General features: G+C 42.2%; 12 protein-coding genes and 2 tRNA genes. 6 read left to right on the forward strand and 8 right to left on the reverse strand.

Annotation, left to right across the window (positions count from 1 at the left end):
• Window positions 1-357: 357 nt before the first annotated feature.
• A complete protein-coding gene (locus tag AC5JL8_RS01890; RefSeq protein ID WP_495878083.1) occupies window positions 358-2,517 on the forward strand; it encodes a hybrid sensor histidine kinase/response regulator in 2,160 nt (719 codons plus the stop codon).
• A 259-nt stretch (window positions 2,518-2,776) separates the two neighbouring features.
• Here AC5JL8_RS01890 and AC5JL8_RS01895 read toward each other — a convergent pair whose 3' ends face one another.
• The 4 genes from AC5JL8_RS01895 to AC5JL8_RS01910 all read right to left on the reverse strand — a co-directional run bounded on the left by AC5JL8_RS01895 (window position 2,777) and on the right by AC5JL8_RS01910 (window position 5,944).
• A complete protein-coding gene (locus AC5JL8_RS01895; protein WP_495878084.1) occupies window positions 2,777-3,229 on the reverse strand; it encodes a response regulator in 453 nt (150 codons plus the stop codon).
• Window positions 3,230-4,015: 786 nt separating this feature from the next.
• Entirely contained in the window at window positions 4,016-5,620 is a 1,605-nt protein-coding gene (locus tag AC5JL8_RS01900) for a TROVE domain-containing protein (RefSeq protein ID WP_495878085.1), read from the reverse strand.
• A 37-nt stretch (window positions 5,621-5,657) separates the two neighbouring features.
• A tRNA-OTHER gene (locus AC5JL8_RS01905) sits at window positions 5,658-5,781 on the reverse strand.
• Between the two features lie 37 nt (window positions 5,782-5,818).
• Window positions 5,819-5,944, reverse strand: a tRNA-OTHER gene (locus AC5JL8_RS01910).
• A 636-nt stretch (window positions 5,945-6,580) separates the two neighbouring features.
• Between AC5JL8_RS01910 and AC5JL8_RS01915 the strand changes: the two genes are divergently transcribed.
• Entirely contained in the window at window positions 6,581-7,324 is a 744-nt protein-coding gene (locus tag AC5JL8_RS01915) for a hypothetical protein (protein WP_495878219.1), read from the forward strand.
• 52 nt (window positions 7,325-7,376) lie between these two features.
• On the opposite strand, the gene AC5JL8_RS01920 is transcribed toward AC5JL8_RS01915, so the two are convergent.
• Complete coding sequence (locus AC5JL8_RS01920; protein ID WP_495878086.1) at window positions 7,377-8,519, reverse strand: quinone-dependent dihydroorotate dehydrogenase; 1,143 nt, start codon at window positions 8,517-8,519, stop codon at window positions 7,377-7,379.
• 209 nt (window positions 8,520-8,728) lie between these two features.
• Here AC5JL8_RS01920 and AC5JL8_RS01925 point away from each other — a divergent pair, with 209 nt between their 5' ends.
• The 3 genes from AC5JL8_RS01925 to AC5JL8_RS01935 all read left to right on the forward strand — a co-directional run bounded on the left by AC5JL8_RS01925 (window position 8,729) and on the right by AC5JL8_RS01935 (window position 13,007).
• On the forward strand, window positions 8,729-11,599 hold the full coding sequence (locus tag AC5JL8_RS01925) for a GAF domain-containing sensor histidine kinase (RefSeq protein ID WP_495878220.1): 2,871 nt from the start codon (window positions 8,729-8,731) through the stop codon (window positions 11,597-11,599).
• A gap of 236 nt (window positions 11,600-11,835) precedes the next feature.
• Window positions 11,836-12,000, forward strand: a complete 165-nt coding sequence (locus tag AC5JL8_RS01930) for a DUF2256 domain-containing protein (protein ID WP_495878087.1) — start codon at window positions 11,836-11,838, stop codon at window positions 11,998-12,000.
• A gap of 38 nt (window positions 12,001-12,038) precedes the next feature.
• Window positions 12,039-13,007 carry an isoaspartyl peptidase/L-asparaginase gene (locus AC5JL8_RS01935; protein ID WP_495878088.1) on the forward strand — a complete coding sequence of 323 codons (969 nt, stop codon included), beginning with the start codon at window positions 12,039-12,041 and terminating at the stop codon, window positions 13,005-13,007.
• A 41-nt stretch (window positions 13,008-13,048) separates the two neighbouring features.
• Here the strand turns inward: AC5JL8_RS01935 and glmU are convergent, their stop codons facing one another.
• From glmU to AC5JL8_RS01950, 3 genes are all read right to left on the reverse strand, one after another.
• Window positions 13,049-14,407 carry a bifunctional UDP-N-acetylglucosamine diphosphorylase/glucosamine-1-phosphate N-acetyltransferase GlmU gene (gene glmU / locus AC5JL8_RS01940; protein WP_495878089.1) on the reverse strand — a complete coding sequence of 453 codons (1,359 nt, stop codon included), beginning with the start codon at window positions 14,405-14,407 and terminating at the stop codon, window positions 13,049-13,051.
• Window positions 14,408-14,511: 104 nt separating this feature from the next.
• A complete protein-coding gene (locus tag AC5JL8_RS01945) occupies window positions 14,512-15,750 on the reverse strand; it encodes a response regulator (RefSeq protein ID WP_495878090.1) in 1,239 nt (412 codons plus the stop codon).
• Window positions 15,751-16,235: 485 nt separating this feature from the next.
• Window positions 16,236-17,162, reverse strand: a complete 927-nt coding sequence (locus tag AC5JL8_RS01950) for a tRNA (5-methylaminomethyl-2-thiouridine)(34)-methyltransferase MnmD (protein ID WP_495878091.1) — start codon at window positions 17,160-17,162, stop codon at window positions 16,236-16,238.
• A gap of 43 nt (window positions 17,163-17,205) precedes the next feature.
• On the opposite strand from AC5JL8_RS01950, the gene AC5JL8_RS01955 reads away from it, so the two are divergent.
• Entirely contained in the window at window positions 17,206-18,024 is an 819-nt protein-coding gene (locus AC5JL8_RS01955; protein ID WP_495878092.1) for a sulfurtransferase, read from the forward strand.
• Window positions 18,025-18,136: the final 112 nt, after the last annotated feature.

The raw sequence follows: 18,136 nt of genomic DNA on the forward strand, positions 1-18,136 counted from the left end.
ATTGTTAATATTATTTTCATTATTCGGTGTGCTTACTACTGTATTTATTACAAAACATAAAGAAGTTAACTGTTCTGGCGAAGTCAGATATGCTCCCTGTGGAAGTCATCGCTAGCTGGATATGTGCCAACATAAAATCAACAAAATTCTTCAAATTTATAACCCTGCCTTCCTAATATCTGTTAGGGTTGATTTTTCATATTCGATTTTTAATAAAAAGCTTGAACACGGCAATGAAATCACTCAAACTCGACATAATTTTTATCGTTGTCACAGCAATGAATAGCACTAAGATAAGCGCCATCTATTAATCTTCATGGTCTTCAAAGCTTTTAGGGGTAGGGGGTCAATACGCATATGTCGGAATTATGGACTACTTTTTTTAGCTCAGGGCCGTTTATCCCACATGGGCACTGCTATCTATGGAAAACTGATTTAGTTTGGTTACACATCCTATCTGACGCGTTTATCGCACTAGCTTATTACTCCATCCCAGCTACACTCTTCTACTTTGTCCGCAAGCGACCGGATTTACCTTTTTATTGGATTTTTCTGTTGTTTAGTGCATTTATCGTCGCTTGCGGCACTACTCACATTATGGAGATTTGGACACTTTGGTATCCAACTTATTGGCTGTCGGGATTAATCAAAGCCGTAACTGCAATAATATCTGTGTTTACAGCCGTAGAACTAGTACCCTTAGTGCCACAAGCGCTAGCACTTCCCAGCCCTGCTCAACTAGAACAAGCAAACCAAGAACTGCAAACACAAGTAGCTGAACGGTTACGGGTAGAGAAGGAATTAAGAAAATACCAAAATCACCTGGAAGAGTTGGTGGCTCTTCGTACTGATGAGATTACCAAGACTAATGAGCAATTACAATTAGAAATAATTGAGCGCCAACGCATTCTAGAAGTTTTGCGACAAAGCGAAGAACGCTATCGTTATTTGGCTGAAGCAATTCCTCATCTCGTATGGACAACTAATGCTAACGGTGAATGTGATTATTTGAATCAAAACTGGTGTGAGTACACTGGACTGACATTTGAGCAATCTTTAGGTAATGGTTGGTTAGCAGCATTACATCCAGATGATGTAGCAAGAGCTGAACAAGCGTGGTTGAGTGCTGTTAAAAGTGGCACTATATATGAAAATGAATACCGCTTTAAACGGGCTTTTGATGGTTCTTATCGCTGGCAACTAGCGAGAGGTTTACCGCTTAAAGATCAACAAGGTCGTGTAGTAAAGTGGTTTGGAAGTTGTACAGATATTCAAGAACAAAAACAATTACAGCAAGAACGCGCTCACTTGCTGGAGTTAGAACAAGCAGCACGAGCGAAAGCAGAAACAGCCAATCGAATTAAAGATGAATTTCTGGCTATACTTTCTCATGAGTTACGCACCCCACTAAATGCGATTCTTGGCTGGTCTAAGTTTTTGCAAAGCAACAGCCTTGAGCCAGCAAAGACATCTCAAGCACTTGCAACAATCGAACGCAATGCCAAGTTACAGGTTCAACTCATTGAAGACTTGCTGGACATATCGAGAATTTTACAAGGCAAACTAACCCTGAATATTACGAATGTTGATTTAGGAGCTACAGTCTTGGCTGCACTAGAAAGTATGCAGTTGGCAGCACAAACCAAGTCAATTGATATTAATACAATATTTGAATCGAATGTAGGGCAAGTTTTGGGTGATTCTACTCGCTTGCAACAAGTTGTCTGGAATCTGCTTTCTAATGCTGTCAAATTTACACCCCAAGGGGGAAAAATTGAAGTGCGATTAGGACAAGCTAATGGCTATGCTCAAATTATAGTTAGCGATACAGGTAAGGGAATTAATCCTGAGTTTTTGCCCTATGCATTTGATTACTTCCGGCAAGCAGATAGCAGTTCTACCAGAAAATTTGGTGGATTAGGTTTGGGGTTAGCAATTGTTCGTAATATAGTCGAAATGCATGGGGGTACAGTCACAGCAGAAAGCCCTGGTGAAGATAAAGGAACAAAATTCACCGTTGTTTTACCGCTTCTCCAAAACAAAAGCCAACATTTTAAGAATGAACGAACTTACCCATCATTTTTAGCTGCTAACTCTTTACTCCTTACTGGCGTAAAAGTTTTAGTAGTTGATGATGATCCTGATTCACGAGATTTTGTTGCTTTTGTATTAGAGCAAGATGGAGCTGAAGTTATAGCGGTATCTTCGGCATTAGAAGCATTAGAAGCCCTAGAACAAGTCAAAGTAGATGTGTTAGTTAGCGATCTTAGTATGCCGGATATTGATGGCTATACACTAATGCGTCAAGTAAGAGCTTGGACACCAGAAGAAGGAGGAACAATTCCCGCGATCGCTCTGACTGCTTTTGCTAGAAAGTACGATCAGCAGCAAGCTCTGCAAGCAGGATTTCAAATGCATTTAGCTAAACCCCTGAACCCAGAAGAATTAGTGATAGCTATTGCTGAACTTATTGGGGTAATGATAAAGAAGTCTGATACCAAGTGTAAATTAGCTTGAAAAGATGTTTTTTTAAGGGAACTCCAAAAAATAAATTATTCCAATTTCTGGTTCAACACGATTGTTCCTTCCCCCTGCTCCCTGCTCCCTGCTCCCCTGCCCTCAATGCGATGGGATATTTTTTAGTTGGAAGTCCCTAAGCATTTAAAATGTAATTTGCTGAGGGTTCCGTTAAAAGAGTGCTGAATTAGATAATGTCTGACAAACTTTTTAAGAAAAATGTGGCGATCGCTCTATGTTTTTTTTATGAAATAGCTAACTATGTAGAATTTTTTTGATTTTCGCTCATAACACGTCTTATTTCTGCTAATAAAATTTTAGAATCTACAGGCTTATTGACATAGCTTTGAAAACCAGACATAAAAGCAAGGTTACGGCTTTCCTCAGAACCAAGAGCAGTTAGAGCGATCGCTGGAATTTCCTGTTGTCCTAAAAGCTTACTCTCTCTGACTGTGCGGATTAAGGCATAACCATCAACTTCTGGCATAGCAATGTCACAAATTAAAATATCAAATTTTAATTGTTTGATTGTCTCGAAAGCTTGTGCAGCTGATGCGGCTGTAGTTACCTGAAAGCCGCTGCTTTCAAGAATAAAAGTAGTTAAAACAAGGCTGTCATCATTATCATCTACTACAAGAACTTGCAAGCTTTCTAAAGATGGAAAATTTTTTATATCTTCTTGGGAATGCGGGTCTTCAGCATTATTTGTCACAGTTGGCAATGCCTCCTTAGTTGCCTGAATCAATTACGGAGGAAGTCCCAAGAGACAGCTATTATATAGCCGCCTCCTGGGATCTAACAATAAGCTACCATAACATTAGGCTGAACCCTGGAGAAATATTTGTTGTCTACTAAAGAGTAAGCACAAATCCGGTGATGTTAAGGAATTTATGCTTGTAGTAGATGCTTGTGCTGTAAACAATGCAATATGCACAAACTGTAAAATTAACGCAAGTATAATTTGATTTCAGACAGTATTATTTTAATTTTAAATCATAATTGAATTAATATTTAAATATGATTTTTGCTGAGAAGTTTATCAAAGCAATGCAAGCTGCGATCGCAGAAGTTTGTTATTTGGCAAAATGCTTTATTTGAATAGTCTTCCCACTATATTATATAAAACTTACGCAATAACTCTCTAAAACTCTTATAACTTCGTGCCCTTTGCGGCCTTCGCGGTTCGTTTTTTCATAATTTTGCGTAAGTACTATAAGGTGTTAAGCATTTAATTTGCACATTGAGACCGCAGGGGGCAGGTGAGACCAGCCCCCGTCTTGGCGGTCTCCGTCACGATGGGGGACTGGCGAACCCGAAGGGGGGCAGGGAGCAAGGGAGAGGGTTTGCAGCTTTTATTGACAATGAAAATAGTGCAACTTGTAGGCGCGACAGCTTAATGTTAGGTAGAGTTTGAAGCTTACAGCAGTTTGCACATACCAAAAATAAAGGATAAGGTGTGTTTTACCTCTATCCTTTATCTTGTAGTATTCAGCAATGTCTACAGTTCACCTATAGCAAGCATCTGGATGATACGAGGTGTTCCCGGATCGAACCCTGCCAAATCCCAGGACAATTGATCTTGAGGATCTACCAAGGTAATCTGGTAAGGTGCAAGAGTCACATACACCGCCTTAACATCAGGATTCACCTTCTTGCGGTACTGTGTCAATGCTTGACTGGGGTGCTTAGAACCAGCCCATGACTCATTATCAGTCCAGAAGCAGACTACATCTGCTTTGAAGTTGTTCTTAATCATCCAGTCATAAGCCACAGATGCATCTGTTCCACCAAAGTTTTGGTTGCTCGCTTTAGCCACAGCAGAACTAAAAGTATCCTTAGCCGTGATACCTAATTCCCGAAATTCGGTAGCAAAGCCGCGAATCATGTAGTTTCTCTCTGCTTTTGCTGTTACCAATGCCATTGTAGTGGCAATTTCACAGCAGCTTAAACCTACTGAATCCACAACACCCCAAGACATAGAGCCAGAAACATCCACAGCGTGCATGAAAACTTTGCCTGTAGGTTGCACAACATCAAAAGACAGTTCTAGCGCCTTTTCTAAGATGTCTACAATCCGAGGAACTGGTTGCCATGTCTTCTGACTGCGCCCTAATTTGCCACCAGATTGATAAGTTTTAAGAGCTTTTAAAACATCAATCGGATGGATGCGACCTTTACGCAGATGTTCTTTGTTGTTGAGAACTGCTTCCACTCGCAGCACATTGGCACTTTCATCAGTTCGTAACACACCCAGTTCAGTCAAAGAACCGAGGTTACGCAGCATTGCACTAATTGGCATTTCCTGAAACAGCAGTTGCCAAGCTTGCTTATCCATCTTGCCTACAGGTGCAGCCATTTCGTGGGTTAAGCGCCCTTGAGCAATAGCTTCATGAGTTTGGGTGGGATTCCGCTTTAGCCATTCATACCACCAAATCTGCGCTAAGGCTTCGGAGGGGATGTCTGCGGGTAAATCTTCCCAACCTTTTACTACCCACTCAAATAATTCACGGTGAGTTTCTGTAGGTGGTTTGACATGAAATAACCGCAATGCATCTCGGTGCGAAAAGCCTTGACGTTGTTGATATTTCAACAGTTGATAAGCCAAACCCTTCACATCTTCCCGCGACAGCCAAGTTTTACCAACTTCGCGCACTACCTTACCAAATCCCCGCAGAGATTTGGTGTAGTTTAGCCATTCGTAGAAGTGACTACCAGTGCGGACAACTTGCGGAAATATTTCTGCAAAAGCTTTTTTGGCTTCTGGCGCTTCACCCATCGACAGCAATACCAAAGCTAAGATAGGCGCACTGTTATTGATGGCGCGTCCATCGCTAGCATACATAATTTCTTCTGCAACACGTCCCGGATTTTCAGCGACTGCTTGCTTGATAATCGCCACAAAATCTTCTGTTAATTCTTGTTTGCCTGCGTAGTAAGTGCTTTTTGCCGTGCCAATTAATAAACAACGGCGCAGCATTTTCCAAATACCAGCATCAAACATATACCCGCCGGAACGGCCCTGGATCATCTCTGCTTCTCGTCCGGGGATAGGCTGAGTTTGTGGTGTAGATGTCTTCTTTTTAGTAAAAAAATTATAATTCATGGCTTCATCTCCCGGCCCTTGCGGGCAAAAATGAAAGGTGGCAGGGCAGGAATCGAACCTGCGACATCCCGCGTGGAAGGCGATAACCCTCATTCTTCGGCCTTTTCAGGCAAGGGATGAACAAGGATGTTTTAGGCGCTCTACCTCTGAGCTACCTGCCACATGACAATTCAAAATGCAAAATTCAAAATTAGGTTTTGGGTGGCGGGGCAGGAATTGAACCTGCGACCTCTCGAACCCAAATCGATAACCCTCAATTCGTCGGCCTTTGCAGGCAAGGGGTGAACAAGGATGTTTAGCGCTCTACCTCTGAGCTACCCGCCACATAACAATTCAAAATTCAAAATTCAAAATTAGATTTTGGGTGTAGCGGAGCAGGATTTTCACCTGCACCTCCAGAAGTGGAATCAAGGGTTTTTAATAGATATGCGGTAACCCTCGATATATCGGCCCTTGCGGGCAAGGTGGGCGCTCTATTACTTGAGCTATCCGCTACGGCTAAAGCTTACTCCTTTTGGAATATCGGCTTGTATTATTAATGTAGTATATGTATTATTAAGTGTCAAGTGTCCAAGACGCTAATTTTGAAAATCTTGGCTTGAGTCAAAACCTTTATGTAACCAAGCAATGCCTTAAACGCTGGTCATTGGAAATTTTAAGTGCTATTTCTAGCCTCAATTTAAAAAATATAAGTATTTTTTAATACAATAAAATACTACTATTGCCATATTTTCCTATCGGCAAAAGCAGATTTTTTCAGGCAAAACCTTTGTAATTTAGTTTTTATAAGCTTATTGAGTTTGTCAATTATTTAAGATATGTACAGTGTATAAAAATTACTAATGTTATATTTTTCCAACAAATTTGCCGTGGCTTTGCCAAAAGATACAAAAAAATGCCACAATTTTTGCCAAGATAATAATTATTTATTTTCGACAAATTCACTTGGCAGCAATGAGCATCAGTGAAACACCTATTGAAAGGAGCGGGAAGGGCTTTCTCGTTCTGCTTTTGCCAATCTCGTTTTTGATTATTTTCCTAGTTTCAACTTGGAAATTTTTGCTGGCGATCGCAACTATAGTGACGGGTTTTAAAACTTGGCAGCGGTATCAATGGCAACAGTGGTGCCAGCAAGTTAATCCAATTTTCCATAAACTGATTAGGGAAACCCAGGGCAGGGTGACGCCAATGGACTTGGCAATCAGGGGTAATTTTCCGGGAACAACAGCAACGCGCTATCTAGATACTAAAGCTAACGAGTTTGGTGCCAGTATTCTGAAAACGGAAGATGGTAGTCCGGTCTATTACTTTATCAATGCCACTATTTTGGGCAACATACTCGAAAGTAGTGAGCCTGTTAAAGAACTACCTTCTCAACCAGTAGCCCAAACTGCTCAAACTCTTCTAGCACCACCGCTACCCCAGCCAGAGCAGGAAGAAATAGAAGCTGACTTAGTTCCAGCAGCAACTGATTCTGCAACTCATGAAGAAGTCAAAAAACCACTGGAAAAACAATTGTTGTTTGGCTCTTTGATTCAATCGGAACTGGCCAAACGACTAAATGTTTATTCCAGCACAGTGTATAAACGCCGAAACGATCCGGACTTTCCAGAATGGAGCCGCAGCCGTGACCCAGATGGTATTGCTTGGTCGTTTTCTCGAAAAGCTAGGGAATTTTTCCCCTTAGAAGAAAGTGAAAGTTAAAAGTAGATCAGCGTTTTTTCTTGGCTTTTGCCAAGATTTATTGCTTAAGTTTTTACTTTTTACTTTTTGCTTCTAAACCTACAGCTTCGTTTATGGAAGTTAATCCGCTTTGTTCTAAATAGGAAAGTAAACCTTTGAGAATACGGCGTACCATCATTGGGCCTTCGTAAATCCAGCCTGTATAAACCTGGATCAGGCTAGCACCAGCAGTAATTTTTTCCCAGGCATCTTCAGGGGAAAAGATGCCACCCACACCGATAATCGGCAATTGCCCTTGGGTTTGCTGCCAAATAAAACGAATTACTTCGGTGGAACGATCGCGTAATGGTGCGCCGCTAATTCCACCAGCTTCTTCCTGTACAGTTTTGCCTGTTTGGGTAATTATCTGCGTTTTCAGTAAATCGCGGCGGATGGTGGTATTAGTGGCGATAATTCCCGCTATTTGGTAGGTTTTTGCCAGCTCAATAATATCGGCGATCGCTTCCCATTCCAAGTCAGGTGCTATCTTGACAAAAATCGGTTTTTGTGAATTATTTTCTTGTTGTAACAAATCAAAAATAGCACCCAGCATGGCTGCATCTTGGAGCGATCGCAACCCTGGCGTATTCGGAGAAGACACATTGACTACAAAATAGTCTCCCAAATCCTTAAGTAAACGAAAACTATTGAGATAATCGCTGGCAGCTGCTTCTAAGGGCGTTACCTTAGACTTACCCAAATTAATGCCTATGGGTATTGGCAAAGTTAACTCGTGTTGCATTTGTGCTAGACGTGCCGCCATTGCTGCTGCACCGCTATTATTAAAGCCCATGCGGTTGAGGGCAGCTTTATCCAAAGGCAAGCGAAACAAGCGAGGACGAGGATTTCCAGGCTGTGCTACAAATGTCACAGTTCCCAGTTCTGCAAAACCAAAACCAAGACTCGACCAGATACTAGCGCCTACTCCATCCTTGTCGAACCCAGCTGCTAAACCTACAGGGTTGGGAAAGTTTAGCCCAAACAAAGTTTGCTCTAAACGTGAATCTTCTAAGCACAACGACTGCTGAAGAAGGCTATTAATCCATCTAGAAGGTGGACGAGTGCTTGTGTTTGAGAGGCTACTAATCGTGTGAACCGTCTGCTGGTGTAACCATTCTGGATCTGCTTTGACCAGATTGAACAAAAGTGGACGAATTGCTAATTGATAAATATCCATGTCAATTCCTAATACGGATTAATATACAACAGTCTGCTTTCTTACCTGTCTAATCCGCATTATTCAAATTTATTAAGAGTTTCGCACTTGATGCTGGTTTTATTTGATCTGAAGTGAACTACTCTACTACCTAGAACTTACAGGCAATATTAATCAGGGTGCTTTTCCGGGCATCTTATATATTACAAGTTATGTTGACTAATAATCAGATGGGGCCGCCAGAAAAACCGATAACTGCTGAAAAACAGATTCTGTCCTTGGGACGCGTCCTCCAGAAACTCAGGGAAGAGAATAATGTTGACTCTGTGATCGAAACTACTATTTCTTATATTAAAGAACAGTTTAACTACCAACTGATTTGGATTGCTTTTTACGATCGCCTCAATCACATATTGTTTGGCAAAGGGGGCATTACGCCCACTAAAGACAGCAATTTTTTACAACAACGGTTAGTTCTTAGCCCTGGAGACTTATTAGAACAAGTAGTAATCGAGCAGCGTCCCTTGGGTTTAGCCGATTTAAGAGCTGAACACCGCGCTGAAACATTGCAGGAAGCAGCAAAAAAATTCCGCATCCAAGGAACGATTATTTTACCAATTCGCCATAAAGACCGTTGTTTGGGTTTGGTCTTAATGGGTTCACAAAACTGGGGCTACGTCCTGGCTGGAGAAGCAAAAGCAAGACTCTCAATGGTCTTAGGCGAACTGGGAGCAGTCCTTTATCAACATCAGATGGATTTGCAGCAAAAGCAAACCAAGCGCTCTGAGGGGCCGCTGTTGCAATTGCTGAGTAATTTAGGCAGCTTAAGTAACCTTGATCAAAAGCTAGAAGCAGTAGTAAAAGCAACCCATCAATTTGTTTCCCCCTCCCGTACAAATATTTACTGGTTTGTAAAAGAAGGACGCTACTTTTGGTGTCGGATGAGCAATCAGCTGGTGAATATGAGTCGCAATTCTAGTCCGCAGCCACCAGCAGTGGAAATTACCGTGCAGGAATTGAGTGAATTTTATTATGCTTTGTCAGTCAATCAAATTGTCTGGATTGGTGAGTCACGCAGTTCCCTCAATAGCCATTTTACAGGCAAGCTACTGCAACGCCTGCGGGTGCGATCGCTGTTGGCAGCTCCGATAATTTGGCAAAAAGACTTGTTAGGTTTTCTGGCGGTAGAGAGCAATCAACCTCGTATCTGGGTAGAAGCAGATAAAAATTTCGTGCAAGGTGCTGCTGGCTTAATCTCTTTAGTTGCTCCTACTGAAAATATGGAAAGCACCATCCAACAAATTCAAGAGGATGCCCAGCTAACTAGTCAAGTTGCACGAGCTATCTATAGTGAGCATGACCTTCACGATATATTACACATCTGTGCTGAAAAAGTTCTGGATCGATTAGCGGCTACGCGCTTTTTATTGTTGTGGTATAACTCTGACCAGAATAACTATGAAATACTTTTCCAAAGCCAGCTTCACAATCGCCGAACTTTGACATTTACGCTCAATGTTCTTAAAGAGATGGATAGGCAGCTTTTACAATATGCCACTGCCGCGGTAGAAATTCAAAATTTAGACGAAGATTTGCGATTTTTTAACTGGCGTCCTTCCTTTTTAGAAAATAATGTACATTCGCTTTTGGTTTCTAATTGTACTCAAGGTCATGCACCAGCAGCACTTTTAGTTATCGCTCACGAAACCCATCGCTCTTGGACAACTTTAGAAAAGGAACTGCTGTGGGTTATTAGTCAACAAATAGGTGTGATGATCCGCCAATGGCTGTTGCAAGCCAGTGCCGAGCAGCAAAAAACAATTTTACATAGCTTTCAGCAATGTCTACGCATTTTTGCACAAACTCAGAGCAAAACAGCCCAGGCACAAGAAAATCATTTAGAAAGCACAGCACTGCAACAAATAGCATCTATTTTAAGTTGTCCTTTGGCAATAATGCTATCCTGGTCGCCTGGTCAGCATCAGGCAGAAATTATCCCTGGAGTAATTGCTAACACACAATTTGGGATTGTTCTAGATACATCTATTTCCATCCAGACTGAGGCTCTTATCCAGTGGGCACTTACTCAAGATGGCCCTCTTAGAGTGAAGGTAGATGATTTGCCTCTAGAAACCAGAGAATGGTTGAATGGGCCTGGTATTGGTCAAATTTTAGTAATGGTACTGCGTACTTCCACTGTTGAGCAACCCACAGGTGTAGTGTTACTCGCAGACCATTACGAGCGTCTCTGGTCAGAACAAAGCCTCAGCGTTGCCGAAACTCTTGTTTGTCAGTTAGCTTGGTCGCATCGTCAAAAGCAAATTACCCATCTTCTAGAGTCAACCACGAAGGAATTACAACAACTTAATTGGTACAAACATCGCTCTCTAGAAGAAGTTCAAAGGGCGATGACACTGTTCATCTCTCAAATAAATGATTTAGACATTCCTGCTAATGAAATAACTCAGACGCGCTACCAGCAACTACTGCGACAGTTAGACTACACAACTGCCTCGATCACTGGAATGCTCAAACTTGAACATTGGCAGTTGCAGATGAAATGGGAAACTATACCTGTAGCCAGTTTGCTCAAGCGAGCAGTCGATAGAGTTGACAATTTACTCAAACAACACAAACTCTGGGTAGGAGTACACGGTTTGGGACAACTGGCTATGCATCAGGAGTCACTTCAAAGTTCTGAGGATCTCAAAGGATCTCAAGCTTTAGGAAATCAATCGCCATTAGCGATTAGTGGCGACATCGCCAAAATTGAATTAGTACTTCATGAATTATTAGTTATAGCCTGCCACCGTTCTCATAGTGGAGGCAGAATTGATATCTGGTGTCGCCGCTTAGATGAGCGGACGTTAGATTTGTCGATTACTGATAATGGCATTATTGAACCACAGCTACTGGCAGAGCTACAACAAGATACAGCCAAGGATTGGCTTGCTCCTTCTATCCTTGACCAACCACCTGGTTTGCATCTCCTAATTTGCCAAAATCTCATACAGCAACTCAAAGGAGAATTGCATTTTTATCAATTACCAGATCATCGAGTAGTTAGCCGTTTACTGTTGCTGTTAGCGGATCATCCTTAGTTAGTTTCAGGCTCTTATTAATGCTGTCGCAGCCCATCTCTAGAGATAACTCACATTCATATACAGTCGAGATAGCACCAAATATCACCAAATTTTGAGATGAGTTGACCAAAAACAAGCCTATAGAAGGATTGACTCCAGATTTGTTCGCTCAATGTCTCCTCCCTTTGTAACAATCTGGTTATAATTATTTTCCATCGCTCACAAATTTTTTCTTCAATCTGCACAGCATCGATATGGGGCGTACACGTTCTAAATCTGACTTGCCTACAAAAATCTGTCCGGTCTGTGAACGTCCTTTCACTTGGCGCAAGAAATGGCAAGATTGCTGGGACGAAGTGAAATACTGCTCAGAACGTTGCCGCCGTCGGCGTTCTGAAGTTAAAAATGAAACTGACTAAAAGTAACATCACTGAGACGCAAATAGCGCAAAGGATATATGAATTCACAGGTGCAGCCAAAATTAATTATTCATGGGGGGGCTGGTAGTTCACTCCACGGAAAAGGAGGAGTGGAGGCAGTGCGTCGATCACTCTATGCAGTAGTAGAGGAAGTCTATTCTCTCCTCATTTCAGGAGCAAATGCCTGTGAAGCAGTGGTACACGGCTGTCAATTGTTGGAAGATAACCCCCGCTTTAATGCTGGTACTGGTTCGGTTCTGCAATCTGATGGTCAAATCCGCATGAGTGCTTCGTTGATGGATGGTACATCAGGGCGCTTTAGTGGCGTAATTAATATTTCACGGGTGAAGAATCCGATTCAATTGGCGAAATTTTTACAAAACTCCCCAGACCGGGTACTGTCAGATTACGGCTCAGGCGAACTAGCGCGGGAGTTGCAAATTCCTAGTTACAACGCTTTAACTGATTTGCGGTTACAAGAGTGGATACAAGAGCGTCAGGACAATTTTAGAAGCACGATGGCTGGGGTGGTAGCAGAACCCGAACTTGTAGAAAGCAGCAATGCCCGACGCGGTACGATAGGTGTAGTAGTATTGGATACTTATGGTAGACTTGCCGCAGGCACTTCTACAGGCGGTAAAGGTTTTGAACGGATTGGTAGAGTAAGTGATTCTGCCATGCCAGCAGGTAATTATGCTACTAACGATGCAGCTGTCAGCTGCACAGGGATTGGGGAAGATATCATTGATGAGTGTTTAGCACCACGGATTGTAGTGCGCGTGACTGACGGTATGTCCCTCAAGGAAGCTATGCAACGCTCGTTTGCGGAAGCACACGATAACAAGCGGGATTTAGGAGCGATCGCCTTAGATGCAAATGGGGCGATCGCTTGGGGTAAAACTAGCCAAGTCCTACTCGCCGCCTACCATGATGGCAACAAAATTGGCGATACTTTAGAACTTCCTGTTGCTACAAATATTGGCTGTATCGTCAGTGCTGAGTCCTGAGCTATGAGTGCTGAGTAGGTTTTAACAATTCAAAAACAAACTCAAAACTCAGCGCTCTTTTTGCGCCAACCTGGTTTTACTACCTGACGCGCACGGGCAATTACCAAAGAATCATTAGGTGCATCTTCTGTAACAGTCGAACCAGCTGCTACGTAGACATCATCACCCAAAGTTATTGGAGCCACTAAAACACTATTAGCACCAGTTTTAGTGCGATCGCCTATCTTGGTACGATGTTTTTTCACGCCGTCATAGTTGGCGGTAATTGTACCTGCACCGATATTGACCTTAGTGCCGACAGTGGTATCACCCAAATATGACAAATGTGCAACATTGGTGCGATCGCCTAATTGAGTATTTTTCAATTCGACAAAATTACCTACACGGCAACCAGCACCTACTTGTACATGACCGCGTAAATGCGTATAAGGTCCAATCTGGCATCCCGCTTGCACAATGCTATTCTTGACCACGGAATAGAGTACGGTGACATTTTCACCTAATTGGCTATTTTCGATTAAACTTCCAGGCCCGATGCGACTTCCTGCTTGAATAACGGTATTTCCGCGCAGGTGGGTTTGGGGTTCAATAATGACGTCCGGCTGTAATTCTACAGTGTCATCAATGGTAATGCTATTAGGGTCTATGAGGGTAACACCTGCCACCATCCATTTTTCCTTGACTCGCCTTTGCAAAATTTCGTATGCCGTGGCTAGTTGTAGGCGATCGTTGATGCCGAGAATTTCCTGATAATCTTCCACATCCACTGCCATTACTTTTCCCACCTGAGTAACGGCATCGGTTAGATAATATTCTCTTTGGGCATTATCTGCTTTGAGATGAGGCAATACCTGTGCTAGATTCTGCCAACGGAAACAGTAAACTCCAGCGTTAATCCGGCGATTTTGTCTTTGTGCCGCAGTGCAATCTTTGTCTTCGACGATTTGCTGCACAATGTTTTCACTGTTACAAAAAATCCGACCGTACCCCTTGGGGTTGGGTAGGTGGGCCGTCAGGATAGTAGCGGCGTTTTGATTTGCTTGGTGAGTTTGCCACAGATGTTGCAGAGTTTGAGTACGTAACAACGGTACATCACCGTTTAATACCAGCAAATCCCCGGTATAACCTTCTAGGTGGGGAAGTAATTGCTGGATGGCGTGACCTGTACCCTGCTGCACACTCTGTTCGACAAACTCCAAACTGGGAATTGACTCCATGGCTGCTTTCACTTCCTCAGCCTGATACCCTACAATCACTAACCGCCTGGAAGGTGAAAGTGGTTCTACACTTTCGAGTACTCTTTCTACTAGCGATCGCCCACCCAAGGAATGTAAAACCTTGGGTAGGTGTGATTTCATCCTTGTGCCGCGTCCCGCCGCTAGAATTGCTACAACTACCATAATTAGCTATCAGCTATCAATAAATTGCGCTTTATGCGCTTGGTATTTTGAGATTTAGGCTCAAATAATACCAGCTAATGATTAAAGACTGAAATGTAAATTGTTTATAAGTGTCGATCCTCGTGGTCGCAAATAAACTCTGCGAACTGCTGCATGAGTTCGGGATTGCGCCAACCTAAATTGGTTTCTTCCAACATCACAGCAATTGCTTCTTCTGAGGTAAAACTCTTTTTGTAAGGTCGTTTGCTTGTTAAAGCATCATAAATATCAATCATCTGAAAAACTTGCGCCAGGTAAGGAATATCATCTCCTTTCAGCCCATCAGGATAGCCTGACCCATCCCAACGCTCGTGATGATGGCGAATAATTGGAATTACACCCCGCATACTGCGTAGTGGCTGGCAGATTCTTTCCCCAATCAAAACGTGCTGTTTCATAACTTCCCAATCTTCGGGGGTGAGTTTGCCTTGTTTGAGTAGCACTGCATCAGGAATGCCTACCTTGCCAATATCGTGGAGATTACCCCCCCACATTAAATCTCGAATCTGGTTACGTGAGAGATTAAGGTATTCACCAAAAGCTTGTCCCAGTTTTACTAACCGTTCACAATGATTGCCAGTATTCGGATCTCGACTTTCAATCGCCCTCGCAACCGAAAACAGCACTTGTTCTGCATGGTCTAAGTCTTCATTCAAACGCTTCTGTCGTACTAAAGACTTAACACGCGCTACTAGTTCTACACGGTCAAAGGGTTTGGTCAGAAAATCATCCGCCCCAACTTCAATACCCCGAATACGCGATCGCCTGTCATTTAAAGCAGTAACAAAAATTACTGGTATTAGCCTAGTGTGCTCATGTTGCTTGAGAATCTGGCAAACCTCAAACCCATCCATTCCCGGCATCATCACATCTAGCAAAATCAGATCCGGTTGTTTTTGTGTCACCAATTCTACTGCAATGGAACCACTATCGGCCTCAATAACATCGTATCCTTCCATTGCCAAGAGCGCCGCAGCAGTCATGCGACTGGCAGCATGGTCGTCAACTACTAAAATTTTCGGCAGATCTGAATCAAAGCGATTCACTTTTGTGCATTTGGCTTGTAACGTTCTAGAATTTAATGAGTCGTCATCAGAATTAATATTTTTATCTTTCATCCACGAAGATAATGCTGGGGTTGCTTCAAACATAGACTCTCCTTTAGATAAGTCCAATGAATGACCCTCTAGTTTTTGTAATTCTAGGGCATCATTTGAACCTATAATCTTCACTTTGTTTAGTGGGTCTAACCCGCTATCAATTGGTGTGGTAGAGCCTATATGCTTGGGGTTCCATTTATTCACAAAGGCGCTCCAGTTTTTTAAATAAAAGTTAACAGTTTCAGTTATTAAGCAATTAAGTTAGTACTTAACTGGACTCTGTTCGGCATTTATAGAAACTTTATGCATTTAAGTTCAGCATGTTTCTCTGCATAATATACAACATCTTTTTAATATTTTTTAAGACATTGAATATAGCTGCCCAATATTTTAATTTATTATTCTAGTATGTTCAATTAGCGCAAAAGTTAAATCAGGCTATTTACTGAGATTTCTTCAATTAGCGGCGTGGCAAAGTCTTCTATTCACTAAGATTTATGCCAAATTAGGAGGTATGCCTAAAGTTTTGATTGCTTTTTAAAGATACAAGGCTGTTAAAAATTTTTTATTACATAATATATTAAAGTTGAATATTTTCTTTAAGTAGTATTAAAAAATAGTTATAGTTTAGTGATTTGTAGTACACCAAATAATTCTTTATTTAGAAGAAAATAGAAATTTTTTCTGGTTTAAGAATCGGCAATCGAACCAACGCTTGTATAATCAGCGCTTTCATCTCCTGAAAGCCACCGTTTTCGCCAACGAGAGGTAGGTTCCAGTGCAGAAACTTGTTGCTCTTGTTGCCGTCGCATCACTATGACATGGGCAGGGTCACTCAATTGAGGGTCACGATAAGGAATAGCGGCACGAGTTAATAAATGCTCTTTTTCTGCTTGGGAAAGGGGAGGAAGTACCAAGTCTTCAACACTGAGTCCTGAGTAGGCTACCGTACCAGGCGATCGCCTTCCTACTGGTGGGGTAGAACCTATCTGTAATCCAGCTGCTAAAAGTGCTGTGCGTACAGATGCAGCACAGGAATAAGTCGCTAGGATGCCATGTTTATCTAAACACAAAGAGATTTGCTTCATGAACTCAACAGTCCATAACTGAGGACACTGAGGTGGTGAAAAAGGATCGAGAAAAATTGCATCTGCCCGAAAACCTGACTGGTGTACTTGCCGAATCAAGCCTCTAGCATCACCAATTAATAACTGAGCCTTCAGGCGGTCTTGCTGCATTTGATGTTCAAAAGCTAGCTGGGTCAAAATATCGGTATATTTGTAGTCCCAGTTATCAAATAAGTGATGAGCGATCGCAGCTTTTGGTACAGATGGATTTAGTTCTAAAGCAATAATCTCCACATGACAATTAGGATTCACTGCCCAAATAGTCTGTAAAGCAGCTGCTGTGTTGTATCCTAGACCATAACAAACATCTAACAGCCGCAAAATTGGTTTTTGGGCACGTGCAGCCAATTGAGTAGGGCCTGCAAACTTCAAAAAACTCTCCTGCTTCGCTCCATAATGGCTGTGAAATGCTTCGCCAAACTGTTTGGAGGTGAAGGTAAACGAACCATCTGCTGTTAATTGTGGTACTAAGTCTTCGTCATTAGCCATTGGTTTTTCCATTTAATAATTAAAAATTACTTTATTAATGTTTATGGCTGATTCTCCATTTGTTGTTTCTCCAAAGTGGTTGTTGGAACACCTTAAAGATCCACAAGTCGTTATTGTGGATTGTCGCTTTTCGCTCGCCGATCCACAATTAGGACAACAGCAGTACCAAATAAGTCATATCGAAGGCTCTTACTACCTAGATTTGAATCGAGATCTTTCTAGTCCTGTAGGAGAGCATGGGGGGAGACATCCTTTACCCAATCCTGCTGAATTAGCTGACAAGTTATCAAAAATGGGGGTGAATTACCAAAAAACTTTGGTTGTAGCTTATGATGATTCCCGCTTTGCCTTTGCATCTCGTTGTTGGTGGTTGTTGCGTTATCTGGGACATGAGCGAGTGGCAGTATTAGATGGAGGCTTTGCCGGATGGCAAAAAGCTGGGTATCCCATCACAGATATTATTCCTCAACCCCGAATAGCTACCTTTGAACCCCAGCTACAAACAGACAGGGTAGTAGATATTACAACTGTGAAAGCTCGAAAAGATTTACCAGAAGTAGTGTTAGTGGATTCTAGGGAGAGCGATCGCTACCGAGGTGAACGAGAACCAATCGATAAAATTGCCGGTCATATTCCCGGCGCAATTAACTATCCTTGGCAAGAAGCCACAGACTCTTCAGGTTGTCTACTTTCCCTAGAAGAACAGCGTCGTCGGTGGGAAAAGCTAGAAACAGCTGAAGAAATTTTAGTTTATTGCGGTTCTGGTGTTACAGCTTGTGTAAATTTACTTTCTTTAGAACTAGCTGGCATTCATACAGGTAAACTTTATGCCGGCAGTTGGAGCGATTGGATTAGTTATTAATTATTTAAATGAGGTCAAACTGAAAAAACTTCATGTTTCTCATTAAAAGCCAGAGGGCACAGGGCACAGAGTATAAGGCAAAGACGAAGAAATTTTTTGAGCTACTTCTCCT

The sequence above is a fragment of the Mojavia sp. genome (genome assembly GCF_059505145.1).